The organism is Pseudomonas sp. S2_F03, assembly GCF_054668335.1.
Genome location: NZ_CP162759.1, coordinates 2,934,333 through 2,954,819, shown reverse-complemented (window position 1 = coordinate 2,954,819; position 20,487 = coordinate 2,934,333). Strand labels below are relative to the sequence as shown.

The window sequence follows — 20,487 nt, the reverse complement described above, 5'->3', positions numbered from 1 at the left end:
GGCCTACTCCTTGGCAACGCGTTTCATGTCCGCATCCATCATCATGCGGATCAAGGTATCCAGATCGGTTTTGGCTTCCAGCCCAATACGCGCTGAGCTTTGGCCGGGTTGCCCAACAGCACCTCCACTTCGGCCGGGCGGAAGAATGCCGGGTCGATTTTCACAAAGTCGCGGTAGTTCAGGTCAACGTGCTCGAAGGCGATCCGGCACATTTCGCGCACCGTGGTGGTGATGCCGGTGGCGACCACGAAATCATCGGGTTTGTCTTGCTGCAGCATCAGCCACATGGCTTCGACGTAGTCGCCGGCAAAACCCCAATCGCGTTTGGCGTCGATGTTGCCCAAGCGCAGTTCCTGCTGTTTGCCCTGCTTGATGCGTGCGGCGGCGTCGGTGACTTTGCGGGTCACGAACTCGATGCCGCGCAGGGGGGATTCGTGGTTGAACAGGATCCCGCTGCTGGCATGCAGGTTGAAGCTTTCGCGGTAGTTCACGGTGATCCAGTGGCCGTACAGCTTGGCCACGCCGTACGGGCTGCGCGGGTAGAACGGAGTGTTTTCGTCCTGCTGCTCGGCCTGGATCAGGCCAAACATTTCGCTGGTGGACGCTTGATAAAAACGCGTGTGCGGACTGAATTGACGAATGGCTTCGAGCAGGTGCGTCACGCCCAGACCGTCGACGATGCCGGTGGTGACCGGTTGGTCCCAGGAGGCAGCGACGAAGCTTTGCGCTGCCAGGTTGTAGACTTCGTCCGGGGCGGACTTGATGACCGCGCGTTGCACTGAGCAGGCGTCGGCCATGTCGCCGTCCAGGTAAACGATGTCGCCCTCGATCCCCATCTCACGCAGGCGCCAGCGCGAATCGCTGCTGCGCCGCGCGACCAGGCCGTGGACTTTATAACCCTTGTCGAGCAGCAGTTTGGCCAGATAAGCGCCGTCCTGGCCGGTGATCCCTGTGATCAGTGCACTTTTAGTCATTCTTGTCGTACTCGTGTCTCCCAGTCGGACAGGATCGCCCGCAGGGATTGTTGTGTTGTGGTTTCAGGCGTCCATCCTGTGGTCTGGGCAAGCTTGGCAGAGCTGCCACAAACGCGACGCTGATCCGCGCGGCGAAGGCGCGCTGGGTCTTGAATCAATTCCATGTCGACCTGGGCGAGGTCCCCCATTTGCTCGATCAAACTGCGAATGCTTTGCTCGCGCCCCGAGCAAATGTTGTAGACCTGTCCCGGCGTGCCTTTTTCCAGCAACGCCAGGTAAGCCGAAATCACGTCGTTTACATCCAGGAAGTCGCGCGTGACGTCGATGTCGCCGACTTCCAGTTGCGGGGCTTGCAGGCCTTGCTTGATGCGGTTGATTTGCCGCGCAGCGCTGGCGATCACGAAGCTTTCGTTCTGGCCTGTGCCAATGTGGTTGAACGGGCGGGCGACCAGTACGGGCCAACCTTCGCTCAAGCCCCATTGCAGGCTGAGGAATTCCTGCCGACAGTTTGCTCACGGCATAAGGATTGCGAGGGCAGGGTGGCTGGAGCTCGGTAATCGGCAAATCGGATTCGATGACCTGGCCGTAAACGTCGCCGGAGCTGACGTACAAAAACGTACCCGTGAAACCTCGGGCCTTCAGGGCTTGCAGCAGATTCAGGGTGCCGAGCAGATTGATGTTGAGCGTGCGTGCCGGATCGCGAAAGGCTTCGGGGACGAAGGTCTGGCCGGCCAGGTGAATGACCGCATCGGGCATCTCGGGCCACAGGCCTTCGAGACTGCCAGGTTCACCGAGATCGTAACGGGTGGCGACAGGCAGAAGCTCCCATTCCGAGGCCTCAGCGTTCAGGCGGGATTGGATGTGTTGTCCTACGAATCCACTGAGACCCGTAACGAACAGACGCTTTTTCAAACAGCGGCCCCTTGGTCATTCATTTCGTCCATTCCCCCACAGGCTTTGCGGAGATGTCTGACAGACCGGTTGGATTGCAGGGTCGAAAGACAGGCGAAACACATTGTTGTAGTTGTTTGGTAGCCAATCTGTGCCAATTGCTCGGCAATTTCAACAGGTCCAACCGTGACCGGTCAGTTCTCGTTAGCGTAGCCCGATTTATTCTCGCCGGGCGGTTCACGAATCCTCAATGGATGTGTTTAGAATGCCCCTCGTCACGATTAACCGGCGTTCGTGTGGGTTGCTTCGAGACCCCGCGAATCCGACCATTAAAACAAGAACGTAGACGGGCAAGAAGACGATGGGCGAGGACTGGCGAACGCCGCTCGATCCGTGGCTTCGCCGTCATAGAGTGGAGCTGCCGGGATGGCGGTTTCATCGTGGGATGCCATGAATTTCATTCTTTACTCGGACGTTAACGGTAGCTCGATCAGTCAGAGCCTCGGTCGTCCTGAATACAGTTACTACTTCGTGCTCAAGGCGTATCGCCCTGTGCTCGAAAGCCTTGGGCGGGTGCATGTGGTGTCCTCCACCGCTGAGGTCGATCCCCTCTACAAGCAACTGTTGGCTGCGGGTGAAGACTGCCTGTTCCTGTCTTTTACGCCGCCGCAGAAAACCCCGAACGACCTTGAGTGCCCGACAATCTGCGTGGTGGCCTGGGAGTTCGATTCGATTCCCGATGAACAGTGGGATAACGATCCGCGTCAGGACTGGACGCACATGTTGGCACGGCAGGGGCGGGTTATTACGCTCTCCAGCCACACGGCCCGGGCCATTCGTCGGGCCATGGGTGAAGACTTCCCGGTGTTGGTATTACCGACGCCATTGTGGGAAAACTTCGCCGACATCCGTAGTCGCCATACCAGCGTCCCGATCAACGCCGGCTCGACCCTGGACATCAAGGGCTGCATCTTCGATACGCGCACCCTCGGGCTTAACGCCGATGCACTGATTCCTGTCGAGCCGACCGCCGAGGAACTGGCCGCACGTGAAGCGGAACTGGAGGCATTGAAACCTCCGCCGCTGACGCTCAAGCGCCGCTTTGTGATTGCTCGCCATTACCTGCATATGTGGCGCCTGGACAAAGGTCAATCGCTGCCGGTCCCGGTGCATCGCACTCAACTTCTAAGCCAGTGGTATTGGGAAGGAATTCGCGACCTGCTGTCGGATGCTGCTCATGCACGTTTGGCCGACTGGTTGCCGGCCATCGCCGGCCCGCAGACCATTGCAGTGCCCGAGCCAGAACCGCGACAGTGGCCGGACACCACCGCCCAGGTCGAAACGCAGGTTGAGGGTGTGGTGTACGTCACCGTGTTCAACCCGCGTGACGGTCGCAAGAACTGGCATCAACTGATCACCGCGTTCTGCTGGGCGTTCCGCGAAACGGCTGACGCGACGCTGGTGCTGAAGATTACCCAAAGCGACCTGTCGTCCTACTACGACGAATTGATGACGTTGCTCGCGCAGCTCTCGCCGTTCGCCTGTCGGGTCGTGGTCATGCACGGCTACCTGGATGATCCGCAATACGCACGGCTGTACGAAGCCGCCAGTTACTACGTCAATGCCTCGCGCTGTGAAGGGCTGTGCCTGCCGTTGATGGAGTTCATGGCCAGTGGTAAACCGGTGATCGCACCGGACCACACGGCCATGGAGGACTACATCGATGAGCGCGTGGCGTTTGTGGTCAAGTCCAGTGAAGAGCTGACCATCTGGCCGCAGGACACCCGGATCATCTACCGCACCCTGCGCCACCGACCGGATTGGGGGTCGCTGAAAATCGCTTACGAAAACAGTTACCGCCTGGCCAAGGAACAACCGCAGGAATACCAGCGCATGTCTTTCGCCGCGGTCGAGCGCATGCACGATTACTGCGCTTTCGCCCCGGTTCAGCAACGCATGGCGGATTTTTTCGGGCTGGCGCCGCAGGTCTTGCCGACAGCAACCGTGACGGATAACGCCTCATGCTGATCATCATTCATTCGGAAACCAACCAGCACACCATTGCCCAGAACCTTGGCCGCTCGGAGTACAGCTATTACTTTGTGCTCAAGGAATACCGACCCGTGCTGGAACGGCTGGGGCGAGTGGTGGAAGTGAGCGACCCGCAGACCGAAGTCGATGCCTTGTACCTGGACTGTTTGTCCCGTGGTGAAGCGTGCGTGTTCCTGTCGTTCTCGCCGCCGCATCGCACGCCAGTCAATTTCACTTGCCCGACGCTGCCGGTATTCGCGTGGGAGTTCAGCACCATCCCCAATGAACCTTTTGCCGGTGACCCGCTCAATGACTGGCGCACCGTGTTGCGCGCCTGCGGTGCGGCGATTACGCATTCCAGCTACACCGTGAATGCGGTGCGCGAGGCAATGGGCGCCGACTATCCGATCATTGCAGTACCGGCCCCGGTGTGGGACCGGTTTTCCGAGCGCGGCGCCCACTTGCAACGTCAGCCCCTGGCCAGCCAGGTGCGGTTGAAGCTCAGGGGGTTGCTGGCAGACAGCCGTGAACTCGACTTGCGAGCCTTCGGCCCCGCGCAATTGCGTGAAGGTGTGGGGATTGATTTCGAGGCCCCTGCGAGTGAACACGAACTGGTCCTCGACGGCGTGATTTACACCTCGGTGTTCAACCCCGGTGACGGGCGCAAGAACTGGGAAGACATGCTCAGTGCCTTTTGCGTGACGTTTCGCGAGGTGGACGATGCAACGCTGGTGCTCAAACTCACGCACCACGATGCTGAAGCAGCGCTGACCGACATCCTTCACCACTTGTACAAAAACCAGTCTTACCGCTGCCGGGTCGTGCTGATTTACGGCTATCTGGCTGACGCGGACTATGAGCAGTTGGTGCAAGCTACGAGTTATGTGGTCAACACGTCCTACGGTGAAGGCCAGTGCCTGCCGCTGATGGAGTTCATGTCCTGTGGCAAACCGGCGGTGGCGCCACGGACCACTGCGATGATCGATTACCTGGATGCCGAGAATGCATTCCTGATCGACTCCACCGATGAGCTGACGGCCTGGCCTCATGACCCGCGCAGGGCGTTCCGGACTTTGCGTTACGTCACCCATTGGGCGTCGCTGTGCCGGGCTTATCAATCAAGCTATGACGTGGCCAAGGGGGATTCCGAGCGTTATGCACAGATGTCCGTGCATGCCGTGGCCAGTCTCAAGAAATTCTGCAGCCAGGCCACTGCCGAGCAGCGGTTGAAAGGGTTTTTTGATCGGCTGTTCGAATCCCGCACCGTGGAAATCCCCGAAACATGATTCGCGCATTGGTCAGACGTTTCTTTGCAGAGACGAAACCCGAGCCCGCGCCGTTGCCGATTGAGCCATCCCGTGTTTCGCCCAGAGAAGTGGGCTTGCACGATGCCATGCATGACGGCTGGTTTTCGGGTGACAGCGGTGAATTGCTCAAGGGCTTTGCCATTACTGCCGACGACACCGTGCTGGATGTCGGTTGCGGCGAAGGTGTCGCGACCTTGTTTGCGGTGCGTCAAGGCGCGTCGGTGATCTTCACCGACAGTGAACACGACAAGGTCCGCGATTTGGCGCGGCAAGTGGACGCGCAGTCGGAAAAAGCAAATCTCGGTCTGGTCAGCAACAGCTTGCCACTTCCGCTTGCCGATGGTTGCGCGAGCAAAGTCGTGTGCATGGAGGTGCTGGAGCATATCGAGCAACCGGAACCGTTCATGGCCGAGTTGGTGCGTATGGGCCGGCCCGGTGCGCTGTATCTGCTAAGCGTTCCTGCGCCGGTCGGTGAGCATTTGCAGAAGGGTATCGCCCCTGCGGGCTACTTCCAGGCGCCCAATCACGTACAGATTTTTACCGCTGAACGCTTCGCCGCGTTAGTCGAGGACGCCGGTCTTGTGATCGAACATCGTCAGGCCACCGGATTTTTCTGGGTGATGGGCATGATCTTTTTCTGGGCCAGTGAGCGGGCCGCCGGTCGGGATCTGGGTGGCGCGGTGCGTGACCGGATCCAGGCACCTTACCCGCCCCTGATGGAAAGCTGGGCGAAAACCTGGCAGGACTTGCTGGCGCAACCCAACGGCCTGGCGATCAAGCAAATGCTGGATCAGTTCATGCCCAAGAGCCAAGTGATCATCGCGCGCAAACCGGTTGAGGCCGATGCGACGTCCAGGAGGACGGCATGAACAATGACAAGCGCATCATGGACATCGAGTTATTGCGCGGCATTGCGGTGCTCGGCGTGCTGTTTCATCACCTGCAAGACAGCCTGTTCGCCGCCTCGGTGCCGTTGCTGCAAACCATCACCGCATTGGGTCAACCCTGGTGGGGCGTCGATCTGTTTTTCGCGATCTCGGGGTTTGTTATCGCCCGCAGTTTGATCCCGGCGTTGCAAGGTTGCAGCACGCGTCAGGAATACTGGCAGCAGACGCGTAATTTCTGGCTGCGCCGCGCCTTTCGATTGCTGCCGTCAGCCTGGTTGTGGCTGGCGTTGATGCTGCTGGCCTGTCTCTTTTTAAATCGTTCCGGGGCGTTTGGAACGCTGCACGCCAACCTGCAGGCGACGCTTGCGGGCGTGGCGCAATACGCCAACTTTCGCTTCGCCGACAGCTTCTTTCACTATGAATATGGCACCAGTTTTGTGTATTGGAGCCTGTCGCTGGAAGAGCAGTTCTACTTGCTGTTTCCGCTGTTGATTCTGGTCTGCCGCAAGCACCTGGTGTGGGCCTTGCTGGCGCTGGTCGCGGTGCAATTGTTCACCCTGCGCACACCGATTCTGATGGTGGTTCGCACCGATGCACTGGCCCTTGGCGTGCTGTTGGCGATGTGGAGTGCGCAACCTTCCTACCTGCGCTGGGAGCCAACATTCTTGCGTCGTCCATGGGCGGGTGTTGCCGCACTGATCGCGGTGTCGCTGCTGCTCAGCTTCATGGCCACTGATCGCTTCACCTTCACCCATTATCGGATCGGCGCGATTGCAGTGTTGTGTGCGGTGCTGGTCTGGATCGCCTCTTACAACCGCGATTACCTGTTGCCGCGCAGCGTGTTCAAGAACCTGATGACGTGGGTCGGCAGCCGTTCCTACGGGATTTACCTGATCCATATCCCGGCCTACTTGCTGGTTCGTGAGTTCATTTTTCGTCTACAGGCTGCCGGGCTGCCCAGTCCGGCTGGCCATCCGATTCTGATGTTGCTGATGGCTGGCGGCCTGATCGTGCTGCTGAGCGAACTCAACTATCGCTACATCGAAATGCCCATGCGCAACCGTGGTGCCTCGCTGGTCAAACGCCTGGGCACCGCCCGAACCGCCGTCCCATCCTCTGGAGCTACCTCATGCTGAGCCTTTTGAAGAAACTCACGGCGGCCACACCCGCTCCCGCGCAGCCGGTGGCGGACAAGATCGAGAAGGTCGACCCTTACATGCTCGGCCTGCACGACGCGATGCTCAGCGGCTGGTTCAATCAGCAAACCGGCGAGCTGTTCACCGGCTTCCCGGTAACCGCTGAAGACACGTTGCTGGACGTGGGCTGTGGTGACGGTGGCAACGTGCATTTCTGCGGCATGCGCGGGGCGAAAATCATCATCGCCGACATCGACGCGGCCAAGGTCGAAGCCACCCGTCAGCGCCTCGGCGACACCCCGGCGCGGGATGTCGAATGCCACGTCACCGACTGCAACCCGCTGCCGATTGCCGACGCGACGGCCACGCGCGTGGTGTCCACCGAGGTCATCGAGCATGTGGACGACCCGGCGCAGTTCCTTGCTGAGCTGGTGCGTGTCGGCAAGCCGGGCGCGCTGTATTTGCTGAGCGTTCCACACCCCAGCTCCGAAGACCTGCAAAAGGACATCGCCGCGCCGGAGTATTTCCAGAAGCCCAACCACATTCGCATCATCAGCGAAGAACAATTCAAGACGATGGTCAGCGATTCTGGCCTGGAAGTGCTCAGCCACAGCCAGTACGGTTTTTACTGGTCGATGTGGATGCTGCTGTTCTGGGAGGCCAAGGTCGATTTCAGCAATGCCGACCATCCGCTGCTCAACCACTGGGCCGACACTTGGCAAGCCGTTCTGAATTCGCCTCGCGGCGCACAGATCAAGCAGGCACTGGATGCAGTCGTGGCGAAAAGTCAGGTGATCATTGCCCGTAAGCCGATAGCATAAAGGCCCCTGTAGCAGCTGCCGGAGGCTGCGTTCGGCTGCGAAGCAGTCGTAAAATCAGGCGCTGCGGTTTTTCAGATAGACCGTACACTCAGGATTTACGACTGCTACGCAGCCGAACGCAGCCTTCGGCAGCTGCTACAAAGGTTCGCTTTGGCTCAAAGGTTTCTCATATTGTTTTTCACTCGATTGATCGCCTTGCTGGCGGCGTTGGTGCTACTCAACGGTTGCGAGCATCAAGACGCGCCACCGCTCGATCAACAACTCTACGTCTGGCAACGGCAATGGACGCCAGCCCATGACGCCGCCCTGCAGGACAGTCGCGCGGATTTTTCGACCCTTCGGGTGTTGGCCTTGCAGGCGTTTCCTCAAGCCGGCTGGCGTCGGGCGCGAATCGATCCGGACCTGCTCAAGCGCGATGGTCGGCCGCTGATTGCGGTGATTCGCCTTGACGGTCAATTGAAGGCGCTGGATCAGGACGAAGTCACGGCGCAAATCCAGCAAGTGCTTGGCGACTGGCAAGGCCAGGGGCTGACGCTGTCCGGTGTGGAGATTGACCACGATGCGGGGGTGGCCCGGCTCCCGGCTTATCGAGAATTTCTGACGCATCTTCGTGCGGTTTTACCCGCGACATTACCCCTGAGCATCACGGCGTTACCGGCCTGGCTGGACAGCGCTGAGCTGCCGGCGCTTATATCGGCCGTCGACAGCAGCGTGTTACAAGTGCACGCCGTGAGCGATCCACGGCTTGGGCTGTTCGATCCGGACCAGGCACGAAAGTGGGCCAGGGGCTGGAGTCGCATCACCACCAAGCCTTTTTATCTGGCGCTGCCGGCCTATGGCGTGGCGCTGTTGCCCGGCGCCAGTGGCGCACCCGTGGTGGAAAGCGAGGTTCCTTTGGAACAGGGAGGCGAGCGTCGGGAACTGCTGGCTGATCCACTGCAACTGCGCACACTCGCCACGGATTTGCGCGCCGATCCGCCCGCGCATCTGGCTGGCCTGATCTGGTTTCGCCTGCCGTTGGCGGGTGACCGTCGGGCCTGGAGCCTGACGACGCTTGGCGCTGTGGCACGCGGGGACACGCTCGACAGTCGCTTGAGTGTGAAACTTAGTGCGCAAGATGCCCTCTATGACATCAGCGTCAGCAACCAAGGCAACCTCGACAGCGCCTGGCCCGAACGCGTGACCCTGGCCGTTCAAGGGTGTGAGGGGGCCGATGCGCTGGCCGGTTATGCGTTGCATCAGAGCGCGGATCTGCTTACCTTCACCCGCCTGCGCGACGGCCGGATAGCGGCCGGTGGGCAGCGAGCCATCGGTTGGGCGCGCTGCACAAAAATTGATCAAGGAGGTTCGAATGTTTACCCGTAACTGGCCCCGCCATCTGCTCTGCCTGAGCTTGAGCTTGCCGCTGGGTACGGCGCTGGCCTGCGGGCCGGACTTCCCGATGCGTTTGCTGGACAACCGAAGCCAGTCGCTGGCGGAGCTGCCGGAAGGTAACTTTCAGTTTGAGATCAATCGTCTCGGGCACGCTATTGCAGGGCTGAAGAACGTCGCGCAATCGCCCTACCCCATGGAAGCGGCCGACTACGCAGAACAGCGCGATTCGGCCGAGCAGGCCGGGCTGACGCCGGAGCAGCAAGCGCTGGTGAAACAACTGCGCAGCCTGACGGATGCACAGCAGGTCGAAGAGCAAGGCGCGAGCCTGCCGGCCGAGCTCAAACTTTATCTGGCGGGGGCTGTGGCGTTCAGTGCGGGCGATCATGGATTGGCTGCCGATTACTTCCAGAAAGTGCTGGCGCTGCCGGCCGACCAACGCGCCTTGCGCAGCACCTGGGCTGCCTATTCGCTGGGGCGGGCGCTGTTTGCCAGGAGCAGCGAAGCAGGGGCACCGTCCGATCTGCTGGCACCGTCGAAAAGGGCGTTCGAACAGACCCGTCAGTTGAGCATCGACGGTTTCAGCGACCCGCTGGAGCTGGGGGTCGCCAGCCTTGGCGAAGAAGCGCGCGTGGCCCGAACCATGGGTGACTGGAACAGCGCCATCGAACTCTACGCCACGCAAAATCTTCACGGTTCGGCGGTGGGTTACAGCTCGTTGAAGTTGCTGATGGCGGACCTGCTGGCAATGCCTGACGATCAACTGGGCACCTTGCTTCAGGGTAAACCGGTGCAACAACTGGTTACCGCGTCGTTGATCAGTCGCCTGGGCTGGTCATTTGGTGATCAACCGCCGAACGAGTTGAAGCTGATCAAACTGCTGCAAAGCAGCACGCGCGGCAGCCTGGATAACGCGGATCGACTGGCCGCGATGAATTATCAACAAGGTGATTACGCCAGCGCCAAGACGTTCCTTGAACACGCCGGTGACGGCGGCCTGGCGTGGTGGCTGCGGGCGAAACTGGCGTTGCGCGAGGGCGATAAAAACGCGGCGGCTACCGCGTATGCCAAGGCGGCGAAGGCGTTCCCGCAGAATGAATCATGGGGTGAGCGCCGCACGCCAGACTACGATTACGAAACGCTTCAACCCAAGTGCCGGGTCGAGGGTGAAAGTGCGATTCTTGCGCTGCAACGCGGGGATTATCTGCAAGCCTTCGATCAGCTCTATCGCAGCCAAAGTATCTATTGGTTCGATGCCGCGACGGTTGCTGAACGGGTGCTGACTGTCGATGAACTCAAGCATTACGTCGACACGCAAGTGCCCGCGCCACCACCGTTAACCCAGCAGGAACGCGACAACTACGTGCCGTTGCCGGTAGCGGCACAATTGCGCAATCTGTTGGGGCGGCGTTTGTTGCGCGAAGAGCGCTATGACGAAGCGCTGGGGTACTTCGACAATACCGATCTACAGAAAAAAGCCCGACTGTATGCGCAACAACGACAGCTGGCTGATGCGGCGTGGTGGCCGACCAAACGTGCCTCCGCCCTGTTCAATGCCGCCTGGACGGCGCGCGAATGGGGGATGGATATCCTTGGTTATGAAATGGCCCCGGACTACGCCACGTTTGGAGGCAGTTACAGCCTCGAAAACACTGAGCTGAAGGTCGGACCGTTGGTGGCCGAAGGTGAAGTCCAGCGCCAACAGGCCAGCGCCGCCAAACCCGATGAGCGCTATCACTATCGATTTGTGGCCACGTCTTTGGCCAGTCGCGCCGCCGATAATTTGCCTCACACCAGCCAGGCCTTTGCGGCGGTGCTGTGCGCGGCGGCGGGCTGGAACAGTAGCGTTGAAGAGCAACGTGCTCTGTACCAACGCTATGTGAAAGAAGGGCCTTACGTGGATTGGGCGGTGGATTTCGGTCACCAGTGCCCTTATCCCGACTTCGAAAACGCCAGCAAACGCTATGTCACCCAGGCGACTGACGCGACACGTTCGGTTCTGCGGCCCTATAAGTGGCCGTTGCAAATCGGCGGTGTCGTCGCTGTCTCGGCGGTGGCGTTGCTGTTGATCAACCGCCGCCGTCGTCGGGGGCAGTAAGGCTCAAGCCTGTTGCACAAAGGTCAGCCGCACCGCGAAGCCGATCAACAGGCTGCCAAACAGCCATTGCTGGAGCCGCTGGGCCGAAGGACTGCGTTGCAGCCAACGGCCCAGCGCCGCGCCGACCAGCGCATAAGCGCTGTCGAAGAGAAAGCCGACACAGACCAGCACCATGCCCAGAATCGCGAATTGCGTGAGGACTGATCCGGCGTGTGGATTGATGAACTGTGGCAGCAGCACCGAGCAGAACAGCAGCGCTTTGGGATTGAGCAGATTGGTGAGCAAGCCGCGCTGGATGGCATTCGACCAGCGTGTTTTCTGTGGCGTGGCGTCTTCGCCATTCAGGCTCGGCAGCATCGTGGTCCGCAGGCACTGAATACCAATCCACAGCAGGTACGCGGCCCCGGCCAGACGCACCACATCGAAGGTCCACGGCGCGGCTTTGAACAACGCCGCCAGCCCCAACGCGGCCAATGCCACATGACAACCCCGAGCGATGCCCAGGCCTACTGCGGTGGCCAACGCAGCCCCTTTCCCCTGACGGGCGCCGGTTTGCAGCAGCAGGATCATGTCTGGCCCGGGTAACAAATACACCACGGCCAGCGCTATGAAAAACAGCCAGAGTCCTTCCACATTGCACCCCTTCGATGTCGATTTGGTAGGGCCAGTCTAGGCCGCAAGGGCAGGGCAGGTGGTTGCGTAGTCAGCTTCTAAAGCCAATGAATTTGGCATAAGCTGCTACTTTACGATGTACCAACCATCAGGATCTGCCAAATAATGAAACTGGATGCCTACGACCGCAAAATCCTCGCGGCCCTGCAACGGGACGGTCGACTGAGCAATGTGCAATTGGCAGAAGAAATCGGCTTGTCCGCCTCACCTTGCTTGCGGCGGGTGCGGATGCTGGAAGAGGCGGGTGTGATTCGGGGTTATCAGGCCAATCTGGATCGCGACGAGGTGGGGCTTGGGTTGACCGTGTTTGTCGGGGTCAAGGTGGAGCGCCACAACGACGAACAGGCTGAAGCTTTCCGTGTGGCCGTAACGGCGTTACCGGAAGTGATTTCGGCGTTTCTGGTGTCGGGAGAATCAGATTTTCTGCTGCAAGTGGTGGTGCCGGATTTGCGCGGGTACGACCGTTTTCTCACGGAGCGGCTGTTGAAGTTGCCGGGTGTGAGCGATATCCGCAGCAACTTCGCGATTCACACGGTGAAGACGCCGGGGGCGTTGCCGTTGGGGCATTTGCCGCTTTAGACCGAGTCGCCGCTATCGCGAGCAAGCTCCCACAATGATTTGCGGTGTAGTACAAATCGCGTGCCCACCCAAGAACCTGTGGGAGCGAGCTTGCTCGCGATAGCGGCAGACCCGACAACAAGAATTTTAAGGCCTACATCTGCGTCGCCATCCCCTCCACATTCATCGCCGCCTGGCGCAACGCCTCGGACCGGGTCGGATGCGGATGGCAGGTCAACGCAATGTCTTCAGCCGAGGCGCTGAATTCCATCGCCACGCAATACTCGCCAATCATTTCACTGACGCTGGGCCCCACCAGGTGGACGCCGAGGATTTCGTCGGTACGCTCATCGGCCAGCACTTTGGCGAAGCCTTCGGTCTCGTGGTTGATCTTGGCCCGGCTGTTGGCGGTAAACGGGAATTTACCGACCTTGTACGCGCGACCTTCGGCCTTGAGTTGCTCCTCGGTCATGCCGACGCTGGCCAGCTCCGGTTTGGTGTAGATCACGCTGGGAATCAGGTCGTAATTCACCTCACCTGCCTTGCCGACGATCTGTTCGATGCAGGCCATGGCTTCGTCTTCGGCCTTGTGGGCGAGCATCGGCCCAGACGTCACGTCGCCAATCACCCACACGCCAGCCGCTTCGGTACGGTGGCCCTGGTTGGCGAGCATGCCGCGTTTGTCGGTGGCGAGGCCGACATTTTCCAGCCCAAGGCCCTGGGTATAAGGCCGGCGACCGATAGACACCAGCACGTAATCAGCCTCCAGCAACTCAGGCGTGCCACCCGCCGCCGGTTCAATGCTGAGTTGAACGCCGGTAGTCGAGGACGCGGCGCTGGTGACTTTTGAACTTAACTTGAAGCTGATGCCTTGCTTACTTAACGAGCGCTGCAGGGTTTTGCCGGCCTCAACATCGACACCGGGACAGATGCGGTCGAGAAATTCGACGACCGTGACCTGAGCGCCCAGGCGTCGCCAAACAGAACCCAGCTCCAGGCCGATGACGCCGGCACCGATCACCACCAGATGTTTTGGCACTTCGGTCAGCGACAGCGCGCCGGTGGAGTCAAGGATACGTTTGTTGTCGATGTCGACGCCTGGAAGGGGAGTGGGCTCGGAGCCGGTGGCGATGATGATGTCTTTGGCACTCAGCTCGGTCTTGCTGCCCGCATTATCGGTCACCGTGACTTTGCCCGGCCCGTCGATGTGGCCCCAGCCCTTGATCCAGTCGACTTTGTTTTTGCGAAACAGAAACTCGATGCCTTTGGTCAGCCCGGTCACGCTTTCATCTTTTTGTTTCATCATCTGAGCGAGGTTGAGCGTGGGTTTGACCTCGATGCCCAGGTTGGCGAATTCCGAACCCATGGCCGCCTCGTAGAGTTCGGAGGCGTGCAACAACGCCTTGGACGGCATGCAGCCGACGTTCAGGCAGGTGCCGCCCAGGGTGGCGCGACCTTCGACGCACGCTGCTTTCAAACCCAGCTGGCCGGCTCGGATCGCTGCGTTATAACCGCCGGGGCCACCGCCCAGAATCACGACGTCGTAGCTGCTCATGGATGTACTCCTGAAGTGAAGGGATCGGGCTGATTGAAGGTAGTCTTTGATAAAAATTACGAACGTAATATGTGCGTTTCCGGCTGTTTCGGTCAAGGCTTCAGCTTGGCGACAGGTTCAGCGCCTTTAGATGTTGCGATTTACGACGAAAATTTCATGGTTTTCGTTATATCGTAACGAAATGTGATGTCCGCATTGAATAAACACTGGGGTGGTATGCAAGTCGATCTCGAAGTCGATGGGGCGCAGGTAGCAGGGCTGCCGCGCTTTCAGCAGGCGGTTTTTCAGGGGCGGCGATTACGACAATTCGCCATCGGCCTTGGTGCTCTTTCGGCGGCCGGGCTGGTGTTGGCATTATTTGTCGGATTGTTCGCGCCGCTGTCGCTGTGGGCGCCCTTGCTGGTGAACCAGAGTGCCGCGTTGCTGGTGCTGGTGGCGGGTTTGCAATCAGCGGGGTGGATAACCCGGTGGCGCGCAGAAGCCATGAACCCGACGCTGCCGGTGGTCATTGTCGCTGACGACACCGTTGCACCTGAAGGTTGGTATGAACGACTGCTGGAGCGACTCAGTCAGCGCTCGGTGCGAATGCTCGGTCAGATCGGCGCACCGACACTCTGGCTCGGCGCCTGGGCGCTGTTGGCGGCGTTCAGTGTGAGTCAGTTCTGGAACCTCGCGTTACCGCCCGCCGCTCTGGGTTTGTCCGCCAGCGTCGGCGCGGCGCTGGCCTTGCTGCTGGCGTTCGGTCTGCTGGTGGTTGAACGACAACTGGCCCAGGAAAACGTCGCCCAATGGCCGGAAGCAGGTGCACTGGCGCAATTGACTCGGGTCGCGATTATTTGCCTGGTGCTTGGTGCGTTGTGTCTGTTGTTTGCCAGCGAAGAGTCGATCTGGCCGGTGCGTTTGGCGGTGCTGATCGGTTTGTTGCCAGGCCTGGTCGCGGTCGAGTTGCTGCTGCGTGCGGTGTTGTCGCTGTTCAGCCCACAGCGTGAACAACTAGAGCCTGCATTGCTGGCCCGCAGTTTTGTCGCCGACATGCTGCGCTGGCCACCGCAGCCGCTCCTCGCCTTGCAGCACGAATTGCACAACCGCTTCGGTATCGACCTGCGACAAATCTGGGCGTTCACCTATATGCGCCGGGCGTTTTTTCCGGTGCTGGCAGTGGTTGCGATTGTCGGCTGGTCGCTCACTGGCATTCACGAAATACCGTTGCAGGGGCGGGGTATCTACGAGCGATTTGGCAAACCGGTGGCGGTGTTTGGCCCTGGTTTGCACGCCGGTTTACCGTGGCCGTTGGGTCGTGTGCTGAATGTCGAGAACGGCGTGGTTCACGAGTTGGCCACCAGCGTTGGCGAAGCCTCTGCCCCCGTCGTACTTGAACCAGCCGAAGGCCCCGCGCCGGCGATTGCCAATCGGCTGTGGGATGCCAGCCATGTGAATGACAAATCCCAAGTCATCGCCAGCAGCCGCGCCGACAAGCAGAGCTTCCAGATCGTCAACATGGACGTGCGCTTCGTCTATCGCATCGGCCTGACCGATCAAGCGGCGTTGGCGGCCACCTACAACAGTGCTGACGTGCCGACGCTGATTCGCAGCACCGCCAGCCGGATTCTGGTGCACGACTTCGCCTCGCGAACCCTTGATGGTTTGCTCGGCGAGGACAGGGTAGGTCTGGCTGATGAGATCGGTCGCGCGGTGCAGGCGGACTTGAACACGCTCGATAGCGGTGTGGAAATTCTCGCGACCGTGTTGGAAGCGATTCACCCACCGGCCGGCGCCGCCAACGCTTATCACGGCGTGCAGGCAGCGCAGATTGGTGCTCAAGCATTGATCTCACGAGAGCGCGGTGCTGCGGCGGAGGCGACCAATCAGGCGCAACTGCAAGCCAGCATTGCCCGCGATCAAGCGACCGCCAGCGCCCATGAAATCAATGCCACAGCGCAGGCGACGGACCTCAAGTTCAGCGCTGAACAGAAAGCCTACGCCAGTGCTGGCCAGGCTTTTGTGCTGGAGCAATACCTTGGCCAACTGCCCCAAGGCCTGGCCAACGCCAAGCTGCTGATTCTTGATCATCGTCTGGGTGGCAGCAGTAATGCGCCGACCATCGACCTCCGTACTTTCACGCTGCCGGCCGATCCCGCGTCGCCGCGTACCAGCGCCCAACCAGGAGCTGCCCATTGAGCCAGTCGCATACACACGATCACGATGACCACGCCGGCCACGATCACAGCCATGGCGGACACGGGCATCATCACGGTCACCATCATCACCACCATGGCGATCCGCAAGAAGCCGGCCCTTTTCCATGGCGGCGCATGGGTTGGGCGGCGTTGCTCGTGGCATTTGCCATTGCCGCCGCGAGTCTTGTTCAAGTGCGCTCGGGGGAGGCGACAGTGATCACGCGCTTTGGTAATCCATCGCGGGTTCTACTGGAGCCGGGGCTTGGCTGGCGTTGGCCGGCACCTTTTGAGGCAGCCATACCCGTCGACTTGCGGCTGCGCACAACCTCCAGTGGTTTGCAGGATGTCGGTACCCGCGACGGTTTGCGCATTATCGTTCAGGCGTATGTGGCGTGGCAGGTGCAGGGCGACCCGGACAACGTGCAACGCTTTATGCGTGCGGTGCAGAACCAGCCGGATGAAGCGGCGCGACAGATTCGCACGTTTGTCGGCTCGGCACTGGAAACCACCGCCAGCAGTTTTGACTTGGCAAACCTGGTCAACACCGATGCCAATCAAGTTCACATTGCCGACTTTGAGGCGCAGCTGCGTCAGCAGATCGATCAGCAATTGCTCACCACTTATGGCGTGCGCGTGCTGCAAGTCGGCATCGAACGCCTGACCTTGCCCTCCGTCACTTTGACCGCCACGGTCGATCGCATGCGCGCCGAGCGTGAAACCATTGCGACGGAACGAACGGCCATCGGCAAACGTGAAGCGGCGCAAATTCGTTCCGCCGCTGAGCGTGATGCGCGAATCGTGCAAGCCGATGCGACGGTCAAAGCGGCTGACATCGAAGCTCAATCGCGTGTCGAGGCGGCGCAGATTTACGGCCGTGCTTATGCCGGCTCGCCGCAGTTGTACAACTTGCTGCGCTCACTCGACACCTTGGGCACCATTGTTTCGCCGGGTACAAAACTGATATTGCGCACAGATGCGGCGCCATTTCGGGTGTTGGTGGATGGACCGCCCGCTCTCGAAAACAAGTCCGGATCGCAGCCATGAAATTAGTTCCACGTGGAACACAGGCATTAAGCAGTCCCTGGATTCAGGCCGGGCGCTTGGCTTTTCTGGCGCTGTACGCCGTGACCGTTCTCGCGGCATTAGCGTGGGCGTTCTCGAACGTAAGGCAGATTGATCCACAGAATCGCGCAGTGGTTTTGCATTTCGGTGCACTGGATCGCATCCAGAACGCCGGGTTGCTAATGGCATGGCCGCGACCGTTTGAGCAGGTGGTTTTATTACCGGCCGCAGATCGGGTGATCGAACGTCGAGTGGGAAATCTGTTGCGCAGCGACGTCGCCTTGCAGGCTGATCGCGCGGCGACGTTTGCCACACCCATCAGTGATGCACTCGCCGGTTCCGGCTATTTACTGACGGGTGACGCCGGTGTGGTGCAACTCGATGTGCGAGTCTTCTACAAAGTCACCGAGCCCTATGCCTTCGTGCTGCAAGGTGAACATGTATTGCCAGCGCTGGATCGGTTGGTGACCCGAAGTGCCGTTGCCCTGACTGCGGCGCGAGACCTGGACACTATTCTGGTGGCGCGTCCTGAACTGATCGGCGCGGACAATCAGGCCGCCGAACGCCGTGAACGTCTGCGCGGCGATCTGGTGCAGAGCATCAATCAACGTCTGACCGAACTGGCGGCGACGGGGCAGGGGCTGGGTATCGAAGTCGCGCGTGTCGACGTGCAGTCGAGCTTGCCCGGTCCTGCGGTGAACGCTTTCAACGCGGTATTGACCGCGAGCCAGCAGGCCGACAAAGCGGTGGCGAACGCCCGCACCGAAGCCGAGAAGGCGACTCAGGCCGCCAACGAACAAGCAGATCGAACGCTGCAAGTGGCCCATGCCCAAGCCAGCGAACGGCTGGCGAAAGCGTCTGCCGACACCGCCACCGTATTGAGCCTGGCCAAGGCGCAGCAACAGGGCACCGATCCGCAAATGCTGCTGCGCATTTACCGTGAGCGGATGCCGAAGATTCTCGGCCAGGCCGGTTCCGTAACCACGGTCAATCCGAAAGACGATTCCCGCCTGATCATTCAGGAGCTGCCCAATGACCGCGCCAACCGCCGCAGCACCGAGCATGTTGTCCTCGGCCGAACAACGCAGCGCTGCCCGCCAACTGACGCTGGCCATGCTCGCACTGGGCCTGCTCGGGCTCGGCCTGGTCTGGCGCTGGCTGTCGCCGGAGCAGACCGGTGTCAGTCAGTTACTGCTCGGTTTTGCCTCGCTTCTGGTGGCTGTGCCGGTGATGCGTTCGGCGTGGTACAGCCTGCGCTACCCGAGCTTGCACGGAATCACTGACCAGTTGATCGCGCTTGCCATGCTCGGCGCTTGGGCCACGGGAGATCTGCTGACGGCGGCGTTGTTGCCGATCATCATGATCTTCGGCCATGTGCTGGAAGAGCGCAGCGTGATCGGTTCTCAGGAAGCGATTCATGCTCTTGGCAAGCTGACCCGCAGTCATGCGCGCAAGGTTCAGGCCGATGGCTCGATCCTCGAAGTCGACAATCGCACACTCAAACCCGGTGACCAGGTCGAGGTGCGTGCCGGCGATCGCGTGCCGGCGGATGGTCGCGTGTTGTCCGGTCAGGCGAGTCTCGATACGGCTTCGATTACCGGTGAGTCAGTGCCGATGGAAGCCGGAGTTGGTATGCAGGTGTTTGGCGGGGCGATCAATCTCGATGGTCTGCTGCGCATTGAAGTGACCCGCACCGGCGACGAATCGACCTTGGGCAAAGTCATTGCGCTGATGCAAAGCGCCGAGCGCTCCAAGCCGCCGATTACTCGCTTGTTGGAGCGTTATGCCGGCAGCTACATGGTGCTGGTGTTGTTGCTGGCTGCAGTCACCTGGTTCGTAACCAATGATGCTCAGGCGATGCTTGCGGTGTTGGTCGCCGCGTGCCCTTGTGCGCTGGTGCTGTCGGCGCCGGCGACGGCCATTGCCGGGGTGGCGGTGGCTGCGCGCCACGGCATTCTGATTCGCAGTTCGGCTTTTCTTGAGGAACTGGCGGACCTGACGTCGCTGGTGGTCGACAAAACCGGCACGCTGACGTTCGGTACCTTGCGCTTGCAGTCGATCGACAGTCCGCTGGAAGACCGCAGCCATGTGCTCAAGTTGGCCGCTAGTCTCGGTTCGGCCAGCAGTCATCCGGTCAGTCGTGCGCTCGCCGGGCTGGTCACGCAGGAGCACTTTCTGCTGCTGTCTGATATCCACGAGCGTCAGGGGTTGGGGGTGGTGGCAATGACCGAACAGGGCGAGGCCGCACTCGGTCGGCCCGAGTTGTTCGCGCAGTTGGGTATTGTGACGTCGGCGGTTCCTGAACACGACGGACCGATTGCCGGACTGGCGCTGGATGGTGAATTTCTCGCCTGGCTGTTGTTGGCCGACAGCGTCAAACCCGAGGCGCGATTTGCCTTGAGTGAGTTGCGTGAATTGGGCTTGGGTCGACAACTGCTGCTCACCGGGGATCGGCAGAGCGTTGCCCACACGTTGGCCCGCGATGTCGGCATCAGCGATGTCGAGGCCCAGGCGTTGCCTGAGGACAAATTGAATCGAGTGCTCAAGGAAATTGGCAGCGGCTTCCGGCCGATGGTGGTCGGGGACGGGATCAACGACTCCCTGGCGCTCAAGGCGGGTGTCGTGGGTGTGGCCATGGGCGCGGGCGGGGCCGACATTGCGTTGGCCTCGGCAGACATCGTGCTGATCGGCAGCGACCTGCGTCGGCTCGGCACCTGTGTGCGTTTGAGCCGCCAATGCCGCCAAACCTTGCAGGTCAATGTGATCATCGGTTTGGGCTGGACACTGGCGATTGTCGCATTCGCGGCGTTTGGCTGGCTTGGCGCGGCAGGGGCAATGATCGCGGCGTTGCTGCATAACTTGAGCACGTTGCTGGTGTTGGGCAACGCCGGACGTTTGCTGCGGTTCCAGGAGCCGTTACTCAAGCTCAAAGAAGACAGTTGAGTGA

The 20,487-nt window shown here is 60.4% G+C and carries 13 protein-coding genes and 3 pseudogenes; 12 read left to right on the top strand and 4 right to left on the bottom strand.

What is annotated here, in order from left to right:
- Positions 1-3: 3 nt before the first annotated feature.
- Both gmd and AB4N76_RS13930 read right to left on the bottom strand, forming a co-directional pair.
- A pseudogene (gene gmd, locus AB4N76_RS13935) lies at positions 4-974 on the bottom strand (GDP-mannose 4,6-dehydratase).
- Positions 971-1,886 (bottom strand): annotated as a pseudogene (locus tag AB4N76_RS13930) (GDP-mannose 4,6-dehydratase). Before AB4N76_RS13930 ends, gmd begins: the two co-directional pseudogenes overlap by 4 nt.
- 405 nt (positions 1,887-2,291) lie before the next feature.
- Between AB4N76_RS13930 and AB4N76_RS13925 the strand changes: the two are divergent.
- The 7 genes from AB4N76_RS13925 to AB4N76_RS13895 all read left to right on the top strand — a co-directional run bounded on the left by AB4N76_RS13925 (position 2,292) and on the right by AB4N76_RS13895 (position 11,516).
- Positions 2,292-3,893 (top strand): glycosyltransferase, encoded by a 1,602-nt coding sequence (locus AB4N76_RS13925; protein WP_046030856.1) that lies wholly within the window; start codon positions 2,292-2,294, stop codon positions 3,891-3,893.
- Positions 3,887-5,182: a glycosyltransferase gene (locus tag AB4N76_RS13920; RefSeq protein ID WP_077430986.1), complete on the top strand. Its 1,296-nt coding sequence runs from the start codon at positions 3,887-3,889 to the stop codon at positions 5,180-5,182. Before AB4N76_RS13925 ends, AB4N76_RS13920 begins: the two co-directional genes overlap by 7 nt.
- The gene (locus tag AB4N76_RS13915; RefSeq protein ID WP_046030851.1) at positions 5,179-6,072 is read left to right on the top strand and encodes a class I SAM-dependent methyltransferase; all 894 of its coding nucleotides are present in this window, start codon (positions 5,179-5,181) and stop codon (positions 6,070-6,072) included. Before AB4N76_RS13920 ends, AB4N76_RS13915 begins: the two co-directional genes overlap by 4 nt.
- Entirely contained in the window at positions 6,069-7,226 is a 1,158-nt protein-coding gene (locus AB4N76_RS13910) for an acyltransferase family protein (RefSeq protein ID WP_046030849.1), read from the top strand. The genes AB4N76_RS13915 and AB4N76_RS13910 overlap by 4 nt, the downstream gene beginning before the upstream one ends.
- A complete protein-coding gene (locus tag AB4N76_RS13905) occupies positions 7,220-8,047 on the top strand; it encodes a class I SAM-dependent methyltransferase (protein WP_046030847.1) in 828 nt (275 codons plus the stop codon). Before AB4N76_RS13910 ends, AB4N76_RS13905 begins: the two co-directional genes overlap by 7 nt.
- A 168-nt stretch (positions 8,048-8,215) precedes the next feature.
- Positions 8,216-9,412: a DUF3142 domain-containing protein gene (locus AB4N76_RS13900; RefSeq protein WP_046031111.1), complete on the top strand. Its 1,197-nt coding sequence runs from the start codon at positions 8,216-8,218 to the stop codon at positions 9,410-9,412.
- The gene (locus AB4N76_RS13895; protein ID WP_046030846.1) at positions 9,399-11,516 is read left to right on the top strand and encodes a hypothetical protein; all 2,118 of its coding nucleotides are present in this window, start codon (positions 9,399-9,401) and stop codon (positions 11,514-11,516) included. Before AB4N76_RS13900 ends, AB4N76_RS13895 begins: the two co-directional genes overlap by 14 nt.
- Before the next feature lie 3 nt (positions 11,517-11,519).
- Here AB4N76_RS13895 and AB4N76_RS13890 read toward each other — a convergent pair whose 3' ends face one another.
- Positions 11,520-12,149: a LysE family translocator gene (locus AB4N76_RS13890; RefSeq protein WP_046030844.1), complete on the bottom strand. Its 630-nt coding sequence runs from the start codon at positions 12,147-12,149 to the stop codon at positions 11,520-11,522.
- Between the two features lie 144 nt (positions 12,150-12,293).
- Here AB4N76_RS13890 and AB4N76_RS13885 point away from each other — a divergent pair, with 144 nt between their 5' ends.
- On the top strand, positions 12,294-12,767 hold the full coding sequence (locus AB4N76_RS13885) for an Lrp/AsnC family transcriptional regulator (protein WP_046030842.1): 474 nt from the start codon (positions 12,294-12,296) through the stop codon (positions 12,765-12,767).
- A gap of 133 nt (positions 12,768-12,900) precedes the next feature.
- Here the strand turns inward: AB4N76_RS13885 and lpdA are convergent, their stop codons facing one another.
- On the bottom strand, positions 12,901-14,301 hold the full coding sequence (gene lpdA, locus AB4N76_RS13880; protein WP_046030841.1) for a dihydrolipoyl dehydrogenase: 1,401 nt from the start codon (positions 14,299-14,301) through the stop codon (positions 12,901-12,903).
- A 216-nt stretch (positions 14,302-14,517) separates the two neighbouring features.
- On the opposite strand from lpdA, the gene hflK (AB4N76_RS13875) reads away from it, so the two are divergent.
- From hflK (AB4N76_RS13875) to AB4N76_RS13860, 4 genes and pseudogenes are all read left to right on the top strand, one after another.
- A complete protein-coding gene (gene hflK / locus AB4N76_RS13875; protein ID WP_460164612.1) occupies positions 14,518-16,479 on the top strand; it encodes a protease modulator HflK in 1,962 nt (653 codons plus the stop codon).
- Positions 16,476-17,522 (top strand): protease modulator HflC, encoded by a 1,047-nt coding sequence (gene hflC / locus AB4N76_RS13870; protein ID WP_046030840.1) that lies wholly within the window; start codon positions 16,476-16,478, stop codon positions 17,520-17,522. The genes hflK (AB4N76_RS13875) and hflC overlap by 4 nt, the downstream gene beginning before the upstream one ends.
- A pseudogene (gene hflK / locus AB4N76_RS13865) lies at positions 17,519-18,562 on the top strand (protease modulator HflK); the annotation flags it as partial. The gene hflC and the pseudogene hflK (AB4N76_RS13865), both read left to right, overlap by 4 nt.
- A 10-nt stretch (positions 18,563-18,572) precedes the next feature.
- Entirely contained in the window at positions 18,573-20,483 is a 1,911-nt protein-coding gene (locus tag AB4N76_RS13860) for a cation-translocating P-type ATPase (RefSeq protein WP_046030838.1), read from the top strand.
- The last annotated feature ends 4 nt before the right edge of the window (positions 20,484-20,487 follow it).